This window comes from Conyzicola sp. (assembly GCF_057073975.1).
In genome coordinates this window covers 19,388-37,317 of record NZ_JBXMIS010000136.1, presented here as the reverse complement: position 1 = coordinate 37,317, position 17,930 = coordinate 19,388, and the positions used below count along the sequence as shown (strand labels likewise).

Sequence of the window (17,930 nt, the reverse complement as noted above, 5' to 3'; positions counted from 1 at the left end):
CCTCGTGCTGAGCGGCCACGAGCACCTGTACCAGCGCAGTCGGCAGCTGGCGACGTCGGCCGCGTGCCCGGCCATCGTGCCGAACACGGTCAACGCCGCGTGCATCGTCGACTCCGACGCGGTCATGACCGCGGGTGCCGGCACGGTCTTCGCGACGGTCGGCACCAGCGGGGTGCCGTTGCGGGAAATCACCCTCACCGACTCCGAGACCGGATACTTCGCGTCGTGGTCGGCCCTCAACGTCAACCCGACGTGGGGTGTGCTCGACGTCACCGCGACCCCGACAGAGCTCACCGGGCGCTTCGCGCGCGCGGCAGGTGGAACGTTCACCGACAGCTTTACCCTCGGCCAGCCGACGACGACGCCACCAGTCGCCGCGTTCTCGAGCTACGTGTCCGGTCTGACCGCGACCTTCGACGGCTCCGTATCGAGCGACAGCGACGGCATGATCACGGGCTACGCCTGGGCATTCGGCGACGGCGCGACGGGCAGCGGCGCCACTTTGAGCCACACCTACGTGTCGGCCGGAACGTACACGGCAGCTCTGACGGTCACCGACAACGACGGAGCGACGAACACGGTAACGCACCCGGTGACCGTGACCGTTCCCGCAGGATCCGACCTTGCCAGAGACGACTTCTCGAGAACAGTGGCGACGGGATGGGGCACTGCGCCGCTCGGCGGGCCGTGGACGATCGGCGGCTCCGCCTCCGCGCTGCGCGTGCAGGACGGCACCGGATACGTGACCCTTGCACCGGGGGCGACGCGCACCGCGACCCTTGCGAGTGTCTCGACCACCGGAGTCGACATCCGCGCGTCCTTCTCCCTCTCGGCGCTGCCGACGGGAGGCGGCTCGTACTCCACGGTCGTCGGCCGACAGGTCGGTGCGGCGAACTACGTCGCGAGCGTCTGGGTCAGGTCGACGGGATCCGTCGTGCTCGTGCTCAAGCAGGGCTCGACGCTGCTGTCGACGACCACCGTCTCCGGTCTCAGCTACGCCCCGGGCGCGGTGATCGATGCCCGCCTGCAGGTGATGGGCACCTCGCCGACAACCGTGCGGGCTCGGGTGTGGCGGTCAGGCCAGCCGGAGCCGACGGCGTGGACGGCGACGGTCACCGACTCGACGGCGGGGCTTCAGCAGGCCGGGTCGATCGGCCTGCAGTCCTACCTGTCGAGCTCTGCCACCTCGACCGTGGTCACCCGCTTCGACGACGTGGTGGCCGCGCCGCTTCCCTAGATGCGAGGAGTGCGGGTAGGGCGCCGGCGAGATCGAACGACGGCAAGCCATCCGACGACGAGAAGGGCGGCGGCGGCGGCGGCGGTCCACGGAACGTCATGAGCGCCAGCGGCGGGCAGTGTCGGCCCCGCAGCCGTGAGGGATATGCCGCTGCCAGGGTTGACCGTGACGGCGGAGCACCCGGTGCTCGTGATGTCGTTCGAATCGAGGGTGACGGCGCCCGTGAGGGCGATCAGACGCCCGACGACATCGGCGCCAGTGGTGGCCGTGATCGACGCCTGCGCGAGGATGGTGCCAGCGAACTGCGACCCCGTTCCGAGCGTCGCCGAGCTCGGCACCACCCAAAAGACGTTGCACGCGCTCGCTTCGTTGATGAGGGTCATCGAGCTGGCCGCCCCCGTGATCAGCGTGCTGGTCGATCGGAAGACGAAGATCGCATCAGGGTCGCCGCCGGCGTCAAGAGTCACGTTCCCCGTGATCTGCAGAACCCCAGAGGACTGGTAGAGGTCTGGCGTGAAGGTGAGGCCACCGAGCTCTGGCGCGACGACCACGGCGGGGCCGGGCGATCCGGGCTGCGCGGCGGCGCTCACATAGGCCGCCGTCGCATCGATCATGGCCTGTCCGGCAACGCCCTCCGCGATGTACGCGGCTCCCTGGGACTGGATGCCGGGCGGGAACCCGGTCACCGCCGTTCCGGGGGTGACCCCGATGTCTCCGCTGATGACCGTCGGGCCAGTGTTGGTGACGGTGGTCGCGGCGAGCACGGCGAACGATGCTGCCGTTCCGAGCCCGACGGGGTCGGCGGCGGCGCTGGCTGGTCCCGCTCCGGCGAGCAGAAGAACGACCGCGGCGGCCGCAGTGACAGTGATTCGTTGGGGTGCCGTGTGCATACAGGTGCTTTCGATTCGTGGAAGAACACACTGTGCGTAGCAGTCGGGGCGTGCTTGCCCCTCGCGAGAGCCGACTGGTCGTGTGCCAAGTAGACGCTGTTGTGCACCAAAGGTCAAGCCAGCGGCGCGGTCGGCATGCGCATCGCGTTGTTCGCGAGACTGTCTCGCTACGGCGTGCGACGTCGCAGTGTCAGGGCGCCGAGCACGACCGCGCCGATGATGAAGGCACCGATGATGAGCAGCTTCGTCGCGATCCAGCCCGCGTCCTCCGAGTCGTCGGCGACCGCCGTGAGCGCATCGATCGCGTGCGAGAGGGGGAGCCAGTCGGAGATGGCGTGCAGCGCATCCGGCATGTCATCGCGCGGAATGATGATGCCGCCGAGGATTACCTGGGGAAAGACGAACGCCGGCATGAACTGCACAACCTGGAACTCGGTGCGGGCGAAGGCGCTCGCGAAGAGCCCGAGGGTCGTGCCCAGCAGACCGTCGGCAACGGCGACGGCGCCGAGCAGCCAGACCGAGCCCTCGATCTCGAGGCCGCAGACCAGAACGGCAAAGGAGCACGCGATGACCGCCTGCAGGATGGCGAGCAGCCCGAAGGCGATCGCGTACCCGAGGATGAGGTCGAGCTTGCCAAGCGGCATCGAGAGCAACCGCTCGAGTGTGCCGCTTCGGCGTTCCCGCAGCGTGGCGATGCTCGTGACGAGGAACATGATGATGAAGGGAAACAGGCCGAGCATGGCCGGCCCGATGGTCGAGAAGACCGACGTCTCGTCGAACAGCCAGGCCATGAGCCCGATGAGGAGGCTCGGCACGACGAGCAGCAGCGCGATGGTGCGGTGGTCATGGCTCACCTGGGTGAGCACTCGGCGGGCTGTCGCGATCGTACTCATGCTGTGTTCCGCTCGATGAGCACGAGAAACGCCTGCTCCGGGTCGGCGGTGCCGGTGGTTGAGAGAAGCTCTTCCGGCGTTGTGTCGGCAATGAGCTCCCCGTTGCGCAGCAGCAGCAGTCGGTCGCACCGCGTGGCCTCGTCCATGACGTGACTCGAGACCAGCAGGGTCGCTCCAGCATCAACGAGTCGTCGGAACAGCGACCACAGCTCGACCCGCAGCACGGGATCGAGGCCGACCGTCGGCTCGTCGAGCACGAGAAGCTGCGGCGAGCCGAGTAGGGCGGCGGCGAGGGAAACACGGCTGCGCTGCCCTCCGGAGAGTGCTCCAACGAGCGACCCGTCGCTGTCAGAGAGATCAGTCTCGCGGATCACCCGGTCAACGTCAGCGGATGGCGCGCCGAGTACTGCAGCGAAGTAGCGCAGGTTCTGCCGCACCGTCAGGTCGTCGTAGACGCTCGCCGACTGCGTGACGTATCCGACGCGGGAACGGAGAACGGATGACCCCGCCGCTTCCCCGAGAACCGTGACGGTTCCGGCGTCGACCACCTGCACTCCCACAATCGCCCGCATGAGCGTGGACTTGCCCGACCCGCTCGGACCGAGAAGCCCGACGAGGCTGCCGCGAGGCACCCGCATGCCGAAGTCATCGAGAACGACGTGCTTTCCTCGCCGCACGCAGAGACCCTCGATCTCGATCGAGTAATTCGCCATGTGAAGAATTATTCGAGCGACGACGACCCACTGTCAAGGGGATGACCGGTCAGGTGCCACTGCACCACCGGGCCGATGCGCCTGACCACCTCGTCCACCGGCGCGCTCGCGAGCGGCTCGATGCGCACACCGTAGCGCGCGACGAGAAGGCCGACCACCTGGCTGGCTGCGAAGGAGGCACGAAGCTCCGCGTCATCCTCCCCGATCTGCGCCGCGAGCCGGCGCAGCACCTCCCGCATGACGAACTGCCGCAGCATGCGGGCCGCGAACTCCTGGCCCAGCGCCGTATGCAGGACGCGCAGCACCCGCTCGCTCGCGCCGGGCTGATCGAGGGTGCTGACAATGGCCCGCACGAGGTTCTCGCCAATGCGACCGCGCGGCCCGGCGAGCGCAGCGGCGACGATGCGATCGGGGCGCATCGGGGCGGCGACCGCCTCGGCGAAGAGATCGGCCTTGTGGGAGAAGTAGTGGCGCACGAGAGCGGGATCCACGCCGGCCGACCGGGCCACCGCGCGCATAGAGGTGGCGTCGTATCCATCGCGGGCGAACTGTGCCGCGGCGGCCGCCACGATGAGCGCACGCGGGTCTGCTCCAGCCGCCGACTTGCGGGGTCGGCCGCGGCCGCGCGCTGCCGCCTGCTCGCTCATGCCACCGAGCCTAGGCCTAGAGATTCACGGTTCGCCGTCAGCGAGACTAGGCGCTTCCCAACTAAAGCTCCCCTATAGTTTGTCGTATGGAAATCCTCATCATCGTCGGCATTCTCGTGCTCCTCGTGGTTATCGTCGGAGGCTACCTCTGGGCGACCTACAACGGTCTCGTTACCCTCAATGTGCGCGTCGACGAGGCGTGGAGCGACATTACCGTTCAGCTCAAGCGCCGCGCCGATCTGATTCCGAACCTCATCGAGACGGTCAAGGGCTACGCGGCTCACGAGAAGGGCGTCTTCGAGGCCGTCACCAAGGCACGCGCCGAGTCGCTCACCGCCGGCACACCGGCCGAGGCCGCCGCCGCCGAGAACCACATGCAGTCTGCCCTCAAGTCGATCTTCGCGGTCGCCGAGGCATACCCCCAGCTGCAGGCGAGCCAGAACTACCTGCAGCTGCAGGGCGAGCTCGTCGACACCGAAGACAAGATCCAGGCCAGCCGCCGCTTCTACAACGGTGGCGTGCGCGAGCTCAACACGAAGATCAAGGTCTTCCCGAACACGCTCTTCGTTCGCAGCCTCGGCTTCACCGAGCGCGAGTTCTTCGAGGTCAGCGACTCAGCGTCCATCGCAGAGCCGCCTCGCGTGCAGTTTTGATCTGCTCCTCGTAATCAAAAGCACAGGCAGATCAGATCGAGTAGACCGCGACGCGGTCATATCGAGATCAATCCCGACGCAGAGTAGAGCCACATGTACAGCGCAATAGCCCGCAACAAGCGCAACACCGTCTTCATCATCCTGCTGTTCCTGCTGATCATCGGCGGCATCGGGGCGCTCGCGGCGTGGTACTACGGCGACGTGTCGATCGCGATCATCGTGTTCGTGATCGCCATCGGCTACGCGGCGTTCCAGTACTACCTGGGCACCCGAGAGACCATCGCGCTCAGTGGGGGCCACGAGATTCAGAAGGCCGACAATCCGCGGCTGTACCGCATCGTCGAGAACCTCGCGATCACCGAGGGCCTTCCGATGCCGAAGGTCTACATCATCAACGACCCGGCTCCCAACGCGTTCGCCACCGGTCGCGACCCGCAGCACGCGGTTGTCGCTGCCACGACCGGTCTGCTCGAGATCATGACCGACTCAGAGCTCGAGGGCGTCATGGCCCACGAGATGGGCCACGTGAAGAACTACGACATTCGCGTCTCGCTCATCGTCTTCGGGCTCGTGCTCGCGATCGGCCTGCTCGCCGACATCGCCGTGCGCATGGCCTTCTTCGGCGGGCGCAGCCGCAGCAACAACAACGGGGCGGGTGTCATCGTCCTCGTCATCGGGCTGGTGGCCGCCATCCTCGCGCCGCTTGTCGCCGGCGCCGTTCAGGCGGCCGTCTCACGCCAGCGGGAGTACCTCGCCGACGCGACGGGCGCATTGACGACTAGGCACCCGGATGCACTCGCCAGCGCCCTGCTCAAACTGCAGGCCCACGCCCAGCCGGTGCGCAAGACCAACACGAGCATGTCGCACCTGTGGATCAGCAACCCGAACAAGCCCGGGTTCATGTCGCGTCTGTTCAGCACGCACCCGCCCATCGAGGACCGCGTCGCGCGCCTGACCGAACAGGGCCGCAGCTTCTAGAGCGAGAGCCAGGCGCCCTCGAGCGCCGCCGACAGGTCGCCGCGCCCGGTGAACTCAACCGCGTCGAGGCCCTGCCACACCCGCGCCTGGTCGAGCAGAGGAACGATGCGCTCCTCGATGCCGTCGGGGGCGTGTGCCTCCCTCCAGGCCGACTGCACGCGCAGCACGCGCGCCTGGCGGTCGCTCTTGAGGTCGATGCGACCGACAATCTGGTCGTCGACGAGCACGGGGAGGGAGTAGTAGCCGAAGACGCGCTTGGCTGCGGGCGTGTAGATCTCGATGCGGTAGTGAAAGTCGAACAGGCGCTCGGCGCGCGCGCGCTCCCACACGAACGGGTCGAAGGGGGAGAGCAGGGCCGCGGCGTCGATGCGGCGGGGGATTCGGGCATCCCGATGCAGCCAGGCCGGCTGCGTCCACCCCTCGACGGCGACGGGCAGCAGTTCGCCCGCGTCGACGAGGTCGTCGATCGCGGCCTTCGCGGGGGCGAGCTTGATGCGGTAGTAGTCGGCGAGGTCGCGAACGGTTCCCACGCCGTGGGCGCGCGCCGATTTGAGGATGAGGGCGCGCACGGCATCCTCGCGACTCACCTCGCGGCCAAGCACCGCGGGCGGCAGCTTCTGCTCTGGCAGGGCGTAGGTGCGCTCGAAGCGGGTGCGCCCGGCGCTGACGACCTCGCCGACGCGGAACAGGTACTCGAGGGCGTGCTTGGTGTCTGACCAGTCCCACCAGCCGGTCTTGCCACGGCGGGAGTCGTCTTCGATCTGGCTGGCAGCGAGGGGGCCCTTCTCGCGCAGCTCTGCGAGAACCCAGTCGACGTGGTGCTGGTTGGAGTGGATCCACGAGTCGGGCCGCGTGGCGTACCAGTCGTGGTAGTGCTGCATGCGCCAGCGAAACAGCGGCCAGTCGACGACGGGAATGATGGCCGCCTCGTGCGCCCAGTACTCGGTGTAGTCGCTCTTCTTCGAGAACGTCAGGCGATCGAGATCTGCCTTGTCGAACTGGCCGAGGCGCGCGAACACCGGCTGGTAGTGGCTGCGCTCGTAGACGTTGACGGAGTCGAGCTGCAGCAGGTTGAGCCGCGTGACCACCGATCGAAGCTGCCGGATGCCAGCGGCAGCCGCGGGGGCAGCCCCGAAGCCCTGCGCGGCGAGCGCGATTCGCCGGGCCTGCGCCGAGGAGAGAGAGGTGACCATCGTCTCAACGGTAGCGATCTCAACCGACAGAGCGCGTTATCCGGGTGTTCACCGGTGGGCAACGGAGGTCACCCCGTCGAGTCGTACTTTTCACACAGGCCAGCCGGTACCCCTAGTCCGCACACAGCGCGGGCGGCCGGGCGGCCACCTGGAGGAACCCTTGCTGAACAAGCGCACCCTCGCCGGACTCGCGGTCATCACTGCGGCGGCGTTCTCCCTCACCGCCTGCGCGGGCACCACGACCGATGCCCCCGCTGGCGACGTCGACGCCACCACCGCGACGAGCGCTGCCGACTTCGGCGGACTCGACGCGCTCATCGAGGCCGCCAAGGCCGAAGGCGAGCTCAACGTGATCGCCCTGCCCGACAACTGGGCGAACTACGGAGAGATCAAGGCCCTGTTCGAGGAGAAGTACGGCATCGTCGTCAACTCCGCCGACCCCGACATCTCGAGTGCAGAGGAGATCGCGGCCGCCGACAACCTCAAGGGCCAGGACACCGCGCCCGACGTCTTCGACCTCGGCACCGCAGTGACCCTCGACTCGCTCGACTACTTCGCGCCGTACCAGGTCGAGAACTGGGACGAGATTCCTGCCGAGAACAAGGAGGAGTCCGGCCTCTGGGTCAACGACTACACCGGCTCGATGTCGATCGGCTACGACTCGAACTCCGTGCCGGAGCCGGAGTCGCTCGACGACCTGCTCGGCGATGACTACCGCGGAGCTGTCGCCCTCAACGGCGACCCGACGCAGGCGGGTGCGGCGTTCGCTGCCGTCGGCCTCGCGACGGTGCAGTCGGGTGGAACGCTCGACGACTTCCAGGACGGCATCGACTTCTTCGAGAAGCTCAACGACGCCGGCAACTTCATCCCGGTCAACGTGACGGGCGCGACGATCGCGGCCGGCGAGACCAAGGTCGCCTTCGACTGGAGCTACAACAACCTCGCCGCAGCGGCGACCGTCGACGGCTGGAAGGTCGTCACCCTGCCCGGCACGGTCTACACGAGCTTCTACAACCAGGCGATCAGCAAGGATGCACCGCACCCCGCCGCTGCCCGCCTCTGGCAGGAGTTCCTCTACAGCGCTGAGGCGCAGAACCTGTTCATCGTCGGCGGCGCGTACCCCGTGACCATCCAGACGCTGCAGGACGCCGGAACCGTCGACAGCGACGCCCTCGCCGCTCTCGGCGAGCTCGACGGGGAGCTTGTCACCCCGACGGCGGCGCAGGCGGAGGCCGCAGCCGCACTCCTCGCAGAGAAGTGGGCTGCTGCGATCAGCTAGCAGCATCCATTCCATGTCTGTCGCTACTGCGCCAGCCATCGTGAGCGGTGGCGCCGGGGAGACCCCTCGGCGCCACCGGCTTCGCGGTGCGGCCGGCTTTCTCGCACTCACGCCCTTCGCCGTCTACGTGCTCATCTTCCTCGCCATACCGACGACGCTCGCGGTCGCGACGGGATTCTTCACCGACGACGGCTCGCTGACGCTCGAGAACGTACTCGGTCTCTTCGCACCGAACGTGCTCTCCGCCTTCGGCGCCTCGTTCGCCGTCTCCGCCATCACCGCCGTGCTCGGTGCGGTCATCGGAGCACTCGTCTGCTACGCCCTGCTCGGCACACGGCCGGATGGCGCCCTGAGGTCGTTCATCGACTCGGCCAGCAGCGTGCTCGCCCAGTTCGGCGGCGTCATGCTCGCCTTCGCCTTCATCGCCATGATCGGCGGCCAGGGCCTCGTCACGGTCTGGCTGCACGAATCGCTCGGCATCGACATCTTCGCTGAGGGCAACTGGCTCTACCAGGTGCCCGGCCTCCTGCCGGTCTACCTGTACTTTCAGGTTCCACTCATGGTCATCACCTTCATGCCGGCGCTGCACGGTCTCAAGGTGCAGTGGGCAGAGGCGAGCGCGACGCTCGGCGGCACCCGCCTCACCTACTGGCTCCGCATCGCCGCACCAGTGCTCGCGCCGTCGTTCTTCGGCAGCCTCCTGCTGCTCTTCGCCAATGCCTTCTCCTCGTATGCGACCGCGGCCGCCCTCATCAGCCAGGGGGCCCAGATCGTTCCGCTGCAGATCCGCGCCGCGCTCGTGAGCGAGACCGTGCTCGGCCGCGAGAACATGGCCGGAGCCCTCGCTCTCGGCATGGTCGTCATCATGGTCGTCGTGATGTGGGGGTACTCGGTGCTGCAGCGCCGCACCTCGCGGTGGCAGCGGTGAGCCTCGTGCGCATCGGCGCGGAGCCGAGCAGACTGGCCCGCATCGTCATCCTGTCGGTTGTCGGCCTCGTCTTCGCACTGCCGATCCTCGCGATGGTCGAGTTCACCTTCCGCGCCGGCCTGTCGGGCGAGCACACCCTCGACCACTGGACCGGGCTGTTCTCCGAGGATGCGGCGCGAACCTACCGCGGGCTCTTCCAGGCGATCGGCAACTCGCTCGTGCTCGCGGCGGTGACCGTCGCGATCGTCGTCGTCATCCTGCTGCCGACGATGATCATCGTGCACCTGCGGTTCCCGCAGCTGCGCCGGGCGCTCGAGTTCGTCTGCATCATCCCGATCACGGTGCCGGCGATCGTGCTCGTCGTCGGTCTCGCCCCGGTCTACTCCGTCGTGGTGAGGGTGCTCGGCGGCTCGACCTGGACCCTCGCCTTCGCCTACGGCATAACGGTGCTGCCATATGCCTACCGCGCCATCCAGTCCAACCTCGATGCCGTCGACCTTCGCACCCTGAGCGAGGCGGCGCGCTCGCTCTCGGCGAGCTGGCCCCGTGTCATGTGGCACGTGCTGCTGCCGAACCTGCGTCGCGGCGTGCTCGCGGCCTCGTTCATCTCCGTCGCCGTCGTGCTCGGCGAGTTCACGATCGCCTCGATTCTCAACCGCCGCAACCTGCAGACGGCGCTGCTGCAGGTCTCGCAGTCCGATCCGTGGGTTGCCACGATCTTCGCTCTCCTTGCGCTGCTGCTCGCCTTTGTCCTTCTGCTGTCCATCGGCCGCCTCGGCCGCGATCGGAGAACCGCCTCATGACCACCGGCGCACCCGTCGACCTCGTCGGCGTCACCAAGGCCTACGGGCAGCACCAGGCTCTGGCCGGAATCGACCTCGCCATTGCCCCTGGCGAGTTCATCGCCCTGCTCGGACCGTCTGGCTGCGGCAAGACGACAGCGCTTCGCGCGCTCTCCGGGCTCGAGCGGGTCGACTCTGGCCACATCCTCATCGACGGGGAGGACGTCGTCGATGTGCCGACCAACCGCCGTGACATCGGAATGGTCTTCCAGTCCTACTCCCTCTTTCCCCACATGACTGTTCTCGAGAACGTCGAGTTCGGACTGCGGATGCGCAGGGTCGACACGCAGGCGCGTCGCCAGCGCGCTGCCGAGGCCCTCGACATGGTCGGGCTCGACAAGCACGCGCAGCGCTTCGCCCACCAGCTCTCTGGCGGGCAGCAGCAGCGGGTGGCGCTCGCCCGAGCGCTCGTGACCCGCCCGCGGGTGCTCCTGCTCGACGAGCCGCTGAGCGCGCTGGATGCCAAGGTGCGGGTCTCCCTTCGCGACCAGATCCGCCGCATCCAGTCGGAGCTCGGCATCACCACTCTGTTCGTCACGCACGACCAGGAGGAGGCCCTCGCCGTCGCCGACCGGGTCGCCGTCATGCGCGAGGGGCGCATCGAGCAGATCGGCACGCCAGAGCAGCTCTACGTGACCCCGGCGACCCCTTTCGTGGCCGACTTCGTCGGACTGAGCAACCGGGTTCCCGGTGAGCTCGTCAACGGGCGGGTGAGCGTGGCCGGCGCGGTGGTCGACCAGCTGGGGGATCGCCTGCCCGACGGCCCCGTGACGGCGCTCGTGCGCCCGGAGCACATCGCATTCGCCCCCACCGGAGTTGCGGCCACTGTCGTCGCCTCGAGCTTCCTCGGCTCGCTGCGGCGCACCCAGGTTCGCCTTGCCGACGGGCTCGTGCTCTCTATCCAGCATGAGGTCGTCGACCGGCGGGAGCCGGGGGCCGAGGTCTTCGTTCGACTCACCGGATCGGCCGTCTCCGTCACTCCGAGGTAGCTCGCACCCGCGCGTCGATACAATCGGCCAATGAGATTCCTGCGGTTCGGCAAAGGGCGCTTCGGAGAACGACGGATCGACGAGAAGGTCGTGCTGACCGGGGCCGATCGTGCGAAGGCGATCGAGGAGGCCATCCCCGTTCCCGTCGAGATCGCGGGGCAATGGGCGTGGCGCATCCTCGCCGTCGTCGCCGTGCTCGTGGTCTTCGGTCTGCTCATCATCCAGCTGCGGGAGATCGTCATCCCGTTCATGGTCGCCCTGCTGCTGTCTGCCCTCCTTGTGCCGCTCGTGAACTTCCTCATGCGTCACAGGTGGCCGCGCGGGCTGGCCGTGGCCGTCGCCATGGTCGGAACCATCGGGGTCATCACGGGGCTCATCACCCTGATCTACCAGCAGGTTCGCGCGGGCTTCCCCGAGCTGCAGGATCGCTCGATCGCCGCCTATAGCGACTTGCGCGACTACCTCGCCGTATCGCCCCTCGGCATCAGCCCGAAGGAGTTCGACGCGTTCGTCAACGACACGGTTGCGAACTTCCGCGAGGATGGCGGCGCCCTGTGGACGGGCGCCCTCTCCGTCGGAACCACCGCGGGTCACCTGCTCGTCGGCGCCCTGCTTGCGCTCTTCGCGACCCTGTTCATCCTGCTCGACGGCAAGCACATCTGGGCGTGGGTCACCCGCCTCTTCCCGCGCCAGGCGCGCAAGGCGGTCGGGGACTCCGGTCGCGCCGGCTGGCTCACCCTCACGACCTTCGTCAAGGTGCAGATCTTCGTCGCGGCCGTCGACGCCTTCGGCATCGGCATCGGCGCCTTCATTCTCGGGCTGGTCTTCGGCGGCGGAGACGGCTTCCCTCTCGTCATCCCGATCGCGATCGCGGTCTTCCTCGGGTCGTTCATCCCTGTCGTCGGCGCGGTCGTGTCTGGCGCCCTTGCCGTCTTCGTCGCCCTCGTCTTCCTCGGCCCGCTTCCGGCGCTGATCATGGTTGGCATCGTGCTGCTCGTTCAGCAGATCGAAGGCCACGTTCTGCAGCCGCTCGTGATGGGCAGCGCCGTGAAGGTGCATCCGATCGCGGTCGTGTTCGCGGTGGCGGCCGGCGGTGGCATCGCCGGCATCCCCGGTGCCCTGTTCGCGGTGCCGGTCGTTGCCGTCGTGAACGTTATGGTGAACTACATCGCCAGCGGAAGATGGCGAACCACGCCGCGCCCAGAGACAAAGGATGTCGTGTCGCCCGCATGACGATAGCCACCACAGAGGGACCAACCCTCGCCGAGTTCGAGGCAGCGCGCAGCGTTGTCGCCCGAGCCACCCAGATCACGCCGATGGAGAGCTCGCGCTTTCTCGAGCAGGTGCTCGGCTCGCCGGTCTTCCTCAAGTGCGAGAACCTGCAGCGCACCGGCTCGTACAAGATCCGCGGCGCGGTCAACCGCCTGAGCAAGCTCTCCGACGAGGAGCGCGCGCGCGGCGTCGTTGCGGCGTCGGCAGGCAACCACGCGCAGGGTGTCGCGCTCGCCGCTCGTGAGCTCGGCATCCACGCCACCATCTTCATGCCCGTCGGCGTCGCACTGCCCAAGCTGCAGGCGACGCGCGACTACGGTGCCGACGTCGTGCTGCGCGGTCACATCTTCGACGAGACGGCGACGGCTGCCAAGGCCTTCGCCGAGGAGCAGAACGCGGTGTTCATCCCGCCGTTCGACCACATCGACATCATCACGGGGCAGGGCACGCTCGGCCTCGAGATCCTCGAGCAGGTGCCCGACGTCGACACGATCGTCGTTCCGATCGGCGGCGGCGGACTCGTCTCCGGCGTCGCATCCGCGGTCAAGCAGCGCGCGGCAGAGCTGGGGCGCACCGTTCGCGTCATCGGCGTGCAGGCGGCGAACGCGGCACCATACCTTCCATCGCTCGAGGCCGGCGTCGCCACAGAGATCGCGATCGCGCCGACCATCGCCGACGGCATCGCCGTGGCGAAGCCAGGGCTGCTCAACTTCGAGCTCGTCAAGCAGTACGTGGATGAGGTCGTCACCGTCACCGACGACATGACCGCCCAGGCGCTGCTCGTGCTGCTCGAGCGCGCCAAGCTCGTCGTCGAGCCGGCCGGCGCCGTTGGCGTCGCGGCCCTGCTCTCCGGGCTCATCGTGGAGTCGGGAACGACGGTCTTCATCCTCAGCGGCGGCAACATCGATCCGCTCATGATGGAGCGGGTGATCAGCCACGGGCTCGCCTCGTCTGAGCGGTACCTCAAGCTGCGCATCCCGCTGCCCGACCGCCCCGGCCAGCTCGCGCGCACGTCGGCGATCATCGCGGAGCAGAACGCGAACGTCGTCGAGGTGCTTCACACCCGCCATGGCACCGGTCTGCAGATCAGCCAGGTCGAGCTGGAGCTGCACATCGAGACCCGCGGACCGGAGCACGCTGAAGCGGTCATCGACGCTCTCCGCGCCGAGGGCTACCGCCCGCGCCTCGACTTCTAGCCTCTACCTGCCACGGCTCCAGCTACGGCCTCAGGGACGGAGCTATAACTGGGTCCCCGAGCCGGTAGCTGGAGCTGTGGGGGAGTCGGAGCTAGGGGACGTAGGTCTCTACCTTGAGGATCTTCACCGGGATGGACTTGCCGCTCGGCGCGAGGTAGTGCGTCTCGTCACCGACCTTGAGCCCCATGATCGCGGTGCCCAGCGGGCTGCCCTCGCTCCACACATCGAGGTCGGAGTCGCCCGCGATCTCGCGGCTTCCGAGCAGGAAGGTCTCCTCGTCGCCGAGCACGGTGGCCGTCACGACAGTGCCGGGGGAGACGATGCCCGTGCTCGCCGGCGCCTCGCCGACGGTCGCGGTGCGCAGCAGCTCGGTGAGCACGCGGATGCGCGCCTCGATCTTGCCCTGCTCCTCCTTGGCGGCGTGGTAGCCGCCGTTCTCCTTGAGGTCGCCCTCTTCGCGGGCTGCCTCGATCTTCTTGGCGATCTCGGTGCGGCCCTCGCCCTCCAGGTGGGCGAGCTCGGCCGCGCGGCGGTCGAAGGCCTCCTTGGTCAGCCAGGTGGCTGAACTCTCGGTGCTCATGGCTCTCCTTGGGTTGCGGGTGTCAGAGGAAGAGACCGGCTTGGCAGCCGGCCTCCGAATGGGTGACAGGCCAGACTAGAGCAGCCAGCAGCGGTAAATCAAGCCGGATACAGCAAGCTCTGTGGTACGAACGTCCTCCGTGAAGCTGCGAGTGCGCTGGTCGCTGGCCGGGAGTTCGACGACCTTCCACCCCACGACGGTGAAGCTCTCGTTGAGCGCCTGCACCGCGCAGCCCACCGCGGAGCCCGCGTCGGCAGTGACCTCGAAGTCGACGCGCACGAGGCTGTCGTCGATGATGTCGAAGCCGAGGTCACGCGACTCGAGCGAGGCATCCGGCCCGATGAGTCCGCCCCAGACGACCCAGGCGACCACGACGACAAGTCCGGCGGCCGCGGCGGCGATCGCAACGGCCCGCGTTCGCCTGCTGTCGCGGCGCCCGCGACCGTAGCGGGCATCCAGCTCGGTCGTCGCCGTCACGAAACTCTCCCTGGTGCAAGTCGGTACTCTGTAAACAAGTATCGGCTACCAAGAGGACCACGCATGTTCGAGCTGTTGAACGGTTTCACTGATGCGGTCTCGGCAACCCCGTCGCCGTCACCCTCGCCGGCCTTCGACCCGACGACGGTCACGCCGGGCTGGGTCGGCTTCGTCATCACGTTCGCCGTCGCCCTGCTCACCGTCGCCCTCATCCTCGATATGAACCGCCGCGTGCGCCGGGTGCGCTACCGCTCCGAGGTCACCGAGATGCTCGATGCCGAGGATGCGGCCGACACGAAGGACTAGTACAGCGGCGGGTTGGTCGCCACGAGGAAGATGCCGGTCCAGTGGCAGAGAAACGCGAGCAGCGTGAACGTGTGGAAGATCTCGTGGAACCCGAAGACACCGGGAACCGGATTCGGGCGCTTGAGTCCGTAGACGACGGCACCGAGCGTGTAGAAGACTCCACCGACGAGGATGAGCGTCATCATCACCGCGTTGGCCTGGAAGAAGTCGACGAGGAATAGCATCGCGGCCCAGCCGAGCAGGATGTAGAGCGGCACATAGAGCCATCGCGGCGCGCCGATCCAGAAGATGCGGAACCCGACGCCCAGTGCTGCGCCGCTCCAGATCATCCAGAGCAGGATCGCTGCCTTCGGCTGCTCGAGTGACAGCACCGTGATCGGCGTGTAGGAGCCCGCGATGAGCAGGAAGATGTTGGAGTGGTCGAGCCGTTTGAAGACCGCCTTGACCCTCGGGCTCCAGTCGATGCGATGATAGAGCGCACTCGTGCCGAACAGCAGCAGCGAGCTCGCGACGAAGATGGCTGAGCTGATCTTGGCCGGCGCACCGTCGGCGAGAACGATGAGAACGACGCCGAGCACGATAGCCAGCGGGAAGGTGCCTGCGTGGATCCAGCCGCGCCACGTCGGCTTGAGCTCGCCCTCGTGCATGGGGCGCTGATCCACGGCATCCTCGATGAGGGGGAGGTTGGGAAGGCCGTCGGCGAAGCCCTCGTCTGGCGTGGATTCGGGGCGTTCTGCGCTCATGCGCTCACGATACTCCAGCAGACTTTCAGAAAGCTTGGAGCCGTCATTGGGCTAGCGTAGGCGAAGTGAAAGACAGGCAGGTTCCCCTCGGCAGGGGTCTCCTCTACGGGCTCTACCAGAGCCGCCTCAAGCGCACCCTCGTGGGCCAGCCGCTGCCGAAGCACGTGGCTATGATCCTCGATGGCAACCGCCGCTGGGCTCGCATGCGGGGCATGTCGACGGCAGCGGGCGGGCACACTGCCGGGGCAGCCAAGATCCACGAGTTCCTCACCTGGTGCGACGAGGCTGGCGTCTCGGTCGTGACGCTCTACCTGCTCTCCTCCGACAACCTCGGTGGTCGAACGCCAGAGGAGCTCGACGACCTGTTCGCGATCATCGCCGACCTCGCCGACGACCTGTCGCACTTCCGCGACTGGCGGGTGCAGCACGTCGGGCGCACCGACGGCCTTCCGCCGAGCCTCATCGCCGCCATGCTCGGCGCAGAGAAGCGCACGGCATCCAACGGCGGCCTTCACATCAACCTCGCGGTCGGCTACGGCGGGCGAACAGAGATCGCGGATGCCGTTCGCAGCATCGTGCGCTCCCACAGCGAGGCGGGCGGAACGCTCGACAACCTCGCGGACGACCTCACGCCGGAGCTCATCGCCGAGCACCTGTACACCGGTGGCCAGCCAGACCCCGACCTCGTCATCCGCACCTCGGGGGAGCAGCGCCTCAGCGACTTCATGCTCTGGCAGAGTGCCCACAGCGAGTTCTACTTCGTCGAGGCCCTCGGGCCCGACCTTCGCGAGGTCGACTTCCTCCGCGCCCTCCGCGACTATGCACGACGACAGAGAAGGTTCGGCCAGTGAGCATCGAGCAGTACGCAGCACGTTTCAGCGAGGAGCCCGGCTACCTCGACTTCGCCAGGGTCGGCCCGATCGGCGAGACAGTGGCCGCAGAGGGCCAGGCGATGATGGAGCTGCTGCGGGTCTCGCGCTTCGGCAGCCACAGCGACTTCCTCGAACAAGACGAGCGGGTGCGCGAGGCAGTATCTGCTGTCACGGGGTTCTCGCCCGACGCAATTGGGTTTCAGCCGAACACGAGCCTCGGTGCCATGCACACGATGTTCGGCCTCACCGGCACGGTCGCCCTCGCCCTGAGCGAGTTCCCCAGCCTGACCGTCGCCGCCGTGCGCGCGGGCGAGGCACTGCACGCCGTCGACGTGCAGTGGCTCGACACCGACGAGGGCCGGATCACCCCCGGCACCATCAAAGACCAGCTCACCCCCGCCGTGACCGCGGTCGCCGTCTCGCTCGTCGACTTCCGCACCGGCTACCTCGTCGACCTCGAGGGCATCCGCCAGGTCATCGGCGACCGCCTGCTCATCGTCGACGCCATCCAGGGCTTCGGTGTGGTCGAGGCGCCGTACCTCGCTGCCGACGTCGTGTTCTCCGGTGGGCAGAAGTGGATCCGCTCTGGCTGGGGCACCGGCTTCCTCGCGATGAGCGACCGTGCCCTCGAACGGCTCACCCCCGTGATGTCGGGATTCCCCGGCACCGAGGCCGACGGCATGCCGCTCGACGAGGTTCCGCCGCCGCGATCGGGGATCGGCGCATACACCGTGAGCAACCCCGACCCCGTTGCCCAAGCCCGATTCGCGTCGGCCCTCGAGGAGATGCACGAGACGGGGATCCCCGCGGTGCGCGATGCGATCATCGAGCGCACGGGGCGCATCATCGACTTGGCCGACGAGTTCGGCATCCCCGTCGCATCGTCGCGCAACCTCAACGAGCGCGCGGGCATCGTCGTCGTGCAGCCGGATCCCGACCAGCTCACGGTGCTTCTCGCCTCGCTGAACAACCACGGCGTGAGCGTGACTGCCCGTGGGGGATCGGTGCGAATCAGCGCCCACGCCAGCACGACCGACGAGACCCTCGAGATGCTGCGCGCGAGCTTCCTCGGGTTCTCGTCCGCCGTCACCGTGTGAGCGGCACCGCATCGCTCTGAGCGATTCTGAACATTGTGTTTCGGCCAGCGTGTCGCTTCGCCGATAGCCGGGGTCGGAGCATAGTTTCTGAGCACCGGGTAAGTCGCCCGGTCGAGACGGCCACGTAAGTTCGTCTTTGTTTGAA

General features: G+C 67.6%; 19 protein-coding genes and 1 pseudogene. 12 read left to right on the top strand and 8 right to left on the bottom strand.

Translation table 11 applies throughout. From position 1 onward, the window contains the following. A partial coding sequence (locus AC14A7_RS12375) for a PKD domain-containing protein (protein WP_484009481.1) occupies positions 1-1,237 on the top strand: 1,237 nt, incomplete at its 5' end. Here AC14A7_RS12375 and AC14A7_RS12370 read toward each other — a convergent pair. From AC14A7_RS12370 to AC14A7_RS12355, 4 genes and pseudogenes are all read right to left on the bottom strand, one after another. Then, positions 1,234-2,127, bottom strand: coding sequence for an ice-binding family protein (locus tag AC14A7_RS12370; protein ID WP_484009479.1), 894 nt, complete (start codon positions 2,125-2,127; stop codon positions 1,234-1,236). The genes AC14A7_RS12375 and AC14A7_RS12370 overlap by 4 nt on opposite strands. A 167-nt stretch (positions 2,128-2,294) precedes the next feature. Beyond that, positions 2,295-3,020: an ABC transporter permease gene (locus AC14A7_RS12365; RefSeq protein ID WP_484009477.1), complete on the bottom strand. Its 726-nt coding sequence runs from the start codon at positions 3,018-3,020 to the stop codon at positions 2,295-2,297. 227 nt (positions 3,021-3,247) lie between these two features. Further along, positions 3,248-3,733: pseudogene (locus AC14A7_RS12360) on the bottom strand (ABC transporter ATP-binding protein); the annotation flags it as partial. 8 nt (positions 3,734-3,741) lie between these two features. Further along, the gene (locus tag AC14A7_RS12355; RefSeq protein ID WP_484009475.1) at positions 3,742-4,380 is read right to left on the bottom strand and encodes a TetR/AcrR family transcriptional regulator; all 639 of its coding nucleotides are present in this window, start codon (positions 4,378-4,380) and stop codon (positions 3,742-3,744) included. 86 nt (positions 4,381-4,466) lie between these two features. Here AC14A7_RS12355 and AC14A7_RS12350 point away from each other — a divergent pair, with 86 nt between their 5' ends. Both AC14A7_RS12350 and AC14A7_RS12345 read left to right on the top strand, forming a co-directional pair. Next, complete coding sequence (locus AC14A7_RS12350) at positions 4,467-5,033, top strand: LemA family protein (RefSeq protein WP_484009473.1); 567 nt, start codon at positions 4,467-4,469, stop codon at positions 5,031-5,033. A 93-nt stretch (positions 5,034-5,126) separates the two neighbouring features. Next, positions 5,127-6,011: a M48 family metallopeptidase gene (locus tag AC14A7_RS12345; RefSeq protein WP_484009471.1), complete on the top strand. Its 885-nt coding sequence runs from the start codon at positions 5,127-5,129 to the stop codon at positions 6,009-6,011. Here the strand turns inward: AC14A7_RS12345 and AC14A7_RS12340 are convergent. After that, the gene (locus AC14A7_RS12340) at positions 6,008-7,204 is read right to left on the bottom strand and encodes a winged helix-turn-helix domain-containing protein (RefSeq protein ID WP_484009469.1); all 1,197 of its coding nucleotides are present in this window, start codon (positions 7,202-7,204) and stop codon (positions 6,008-6,010) included. The genes AC14A7_RS12345 and AC14A7_RS12340 overlap by 4 nt on opposite strands. Before the next feature lie 160 nt (positions 7,205-7,364). Here AC14A7_RS12340 and AC14A7_RS12335 point away from each other — a divergent pair, with 160 nt between their 5' ends. The 6 genes from AC14A7_RS12335 to ilvA are packed head-to-tail and all read left to right on the top strand — an operon-like array spanning position 7,365 to position 13,710. Next, entirely contained in the window at positions 7,365-8,483 is a 1,119-nt protein-coding gene (locus AC14A7_RS12335) for an ABC transporter substrate-binding protein (RefSeq protein ID WP_484009467.1), read from the top strand. A 13-nt stretch (positions 8,484-8,496) separates the two neighbouring features. Next, complete coding sequence (locus tag AC14A7_RS12330) at positions 8,497-9,411, top strand: ABC transporter permease (RefSeq protein ID WP_484009465.1); 915 nt, start codon at positions 8,497-8,499, stop codon at positions 9,409-9,411. Then, positions 9,363-10,214, top strand: a complete 852-nt coding sequence (locus AC14A7_RS12325; RefSeq protein ID WP_484009463.1) for an ABC transporter permease — start codon at positions 9,363-9,365, stop codon at positions 10,212-10,214. The genes AC14A7_RS12330 and AC14A7_RS12325 overlap by 49 nt, the downstream gene beginning before the upstream one ends. After that, on the top strand, positions 10,211-11,242 hold the full coding sequence (locus AC14A7_RS12320) for an ABC transporter ATP-binding protein (protein WP_484009461.1): 1,032 nt from the start codon (positions 10,211-10,213) through the stop codon (positions 11,240-11,242). The genes AC14A7_RS12325 and AC14A7_RS12320 overlap by 4 nt, the downstream gene beginning before the upstream one ends. A 30-nt stretch (positions 11,243-11,272) precedes the next feature. Next, positions 11,273-12,475: an AI-2E family transporter gene (locus tag AC14A7_RS12315; RefSeq protein ID WP_484009459.1), complete on the top strand. Its 1,203-nt coding sequence runs from the start codon at positions 11,273-11,275 to the stop codon at positions 12,473-12,475. Then, positions 12,472-13,710 (top strand): threonine ammonia-lyase, encoded by a 1,239-nt coding sequence (gene ilvA, locus AC14A7_RS12310; protein ID WP_484009457.1) that lies wholly within the window; start codon positions 12,472-12,474, stop codon positions 13,708-13,710. The genes AC14A7_RS12315 and ilvA overlap by 4 nt, the downstream gene beginning before the upstream one ends. 91 nt (positions 13,711-13,801) lie before the next feature. Here the strand turns inward: ilvA and greA are convergent, their stop codons facing one another. Then, entirely contained in the window at positions 13,802-14,290 is a 489-nt protein-coding gene (greA, locus tag AC14A7_RS12305) for a transcription elongation factor GreA (RefSeq protein ID WP_484009455.1), read from the bottom strand. 75 nt (positions 14,291-14,365) lie between these two features. Further along, complete coding sequence (locus AC14A7_RS12300) at positions 14,366-14,767, bottom strand: DUF4307 domain-containing protein (protein WP_484009453.1); 402 nt, start codon at positions 14,765-14,767, stop codon at positions 14,366-14,368. A 63-nt stretch (positions 14,768-14,830) separates the two neighbouring features. On the opposite strand from AC14A7_RS12300, the gene AC14A7_RS12295 reads away from it, so the two are divergent. After that, the gene (locus tag AC14A7_RS12295; protein ID WP_484009451.1) at positions 14,831-15,073 is read left to right on the top strand and encodes a hypothetical protein; all 243 of its coding nucleotides are present in this window, start codon (positions 14,831-14,833) and stop codon (positions 15,071-15,073) included. Here AC14A7_RS12295 and trhA read toward each other — a convergent pair. After that, on the bottom strand, positions 15,070-15,816 hold the full coding sequence (trhA, locus tag AC14A7_RS12290; protein WP_484009449.1) for a PAQR family membrane homeostasis protein TrhA: 747 nt from the start codon (positions 15,814-15,816) through the stop codon (positions 15,070-15,072). The genes AC14A7_RS12295 and trhA overlap by 4 nt on opposite strands. Before the next feature lie 65 nt (positions 15,817-15,881). Here trhA and AC14A7_RS12285 point away from each other — a divergent pair, with 65 nt between their 5' ends. Both AC14A7_RS12285 and AC14A7_RS12280 read left to right on the top strand, forming a co-directional pair. Beyond that, positions 15,882-16,667 carry an isoprenyl transferase gene (locus AC14A7_RS12285; RefSeq protein ID WP_484009447.1) on the top strand — a complete coding sequence of 262 codons (786 nt, stop codon included), beginning with the start codon at positions 15,882-15,884 and terminating at the stop codon, positions 16,665-16,667. After that, complete coding sequence (locus tag AC14A7_RS12280; RefSeq protein ID WP_484009445.1) at positions 16,664-17,785, top strand: aminotransferase class V-fold PLP-dependent enzyme; 1,122 nt, start codon at positions 16,664-16,666, stop codon at positions 17,783-17,785. Before AC14A7_RS12285 ends, AC14A7_RS12280 begins: the two co-directional genes overlap by 4 nt. Positions 17,786-17,930 lie beyond the last annotated feature (145 nt).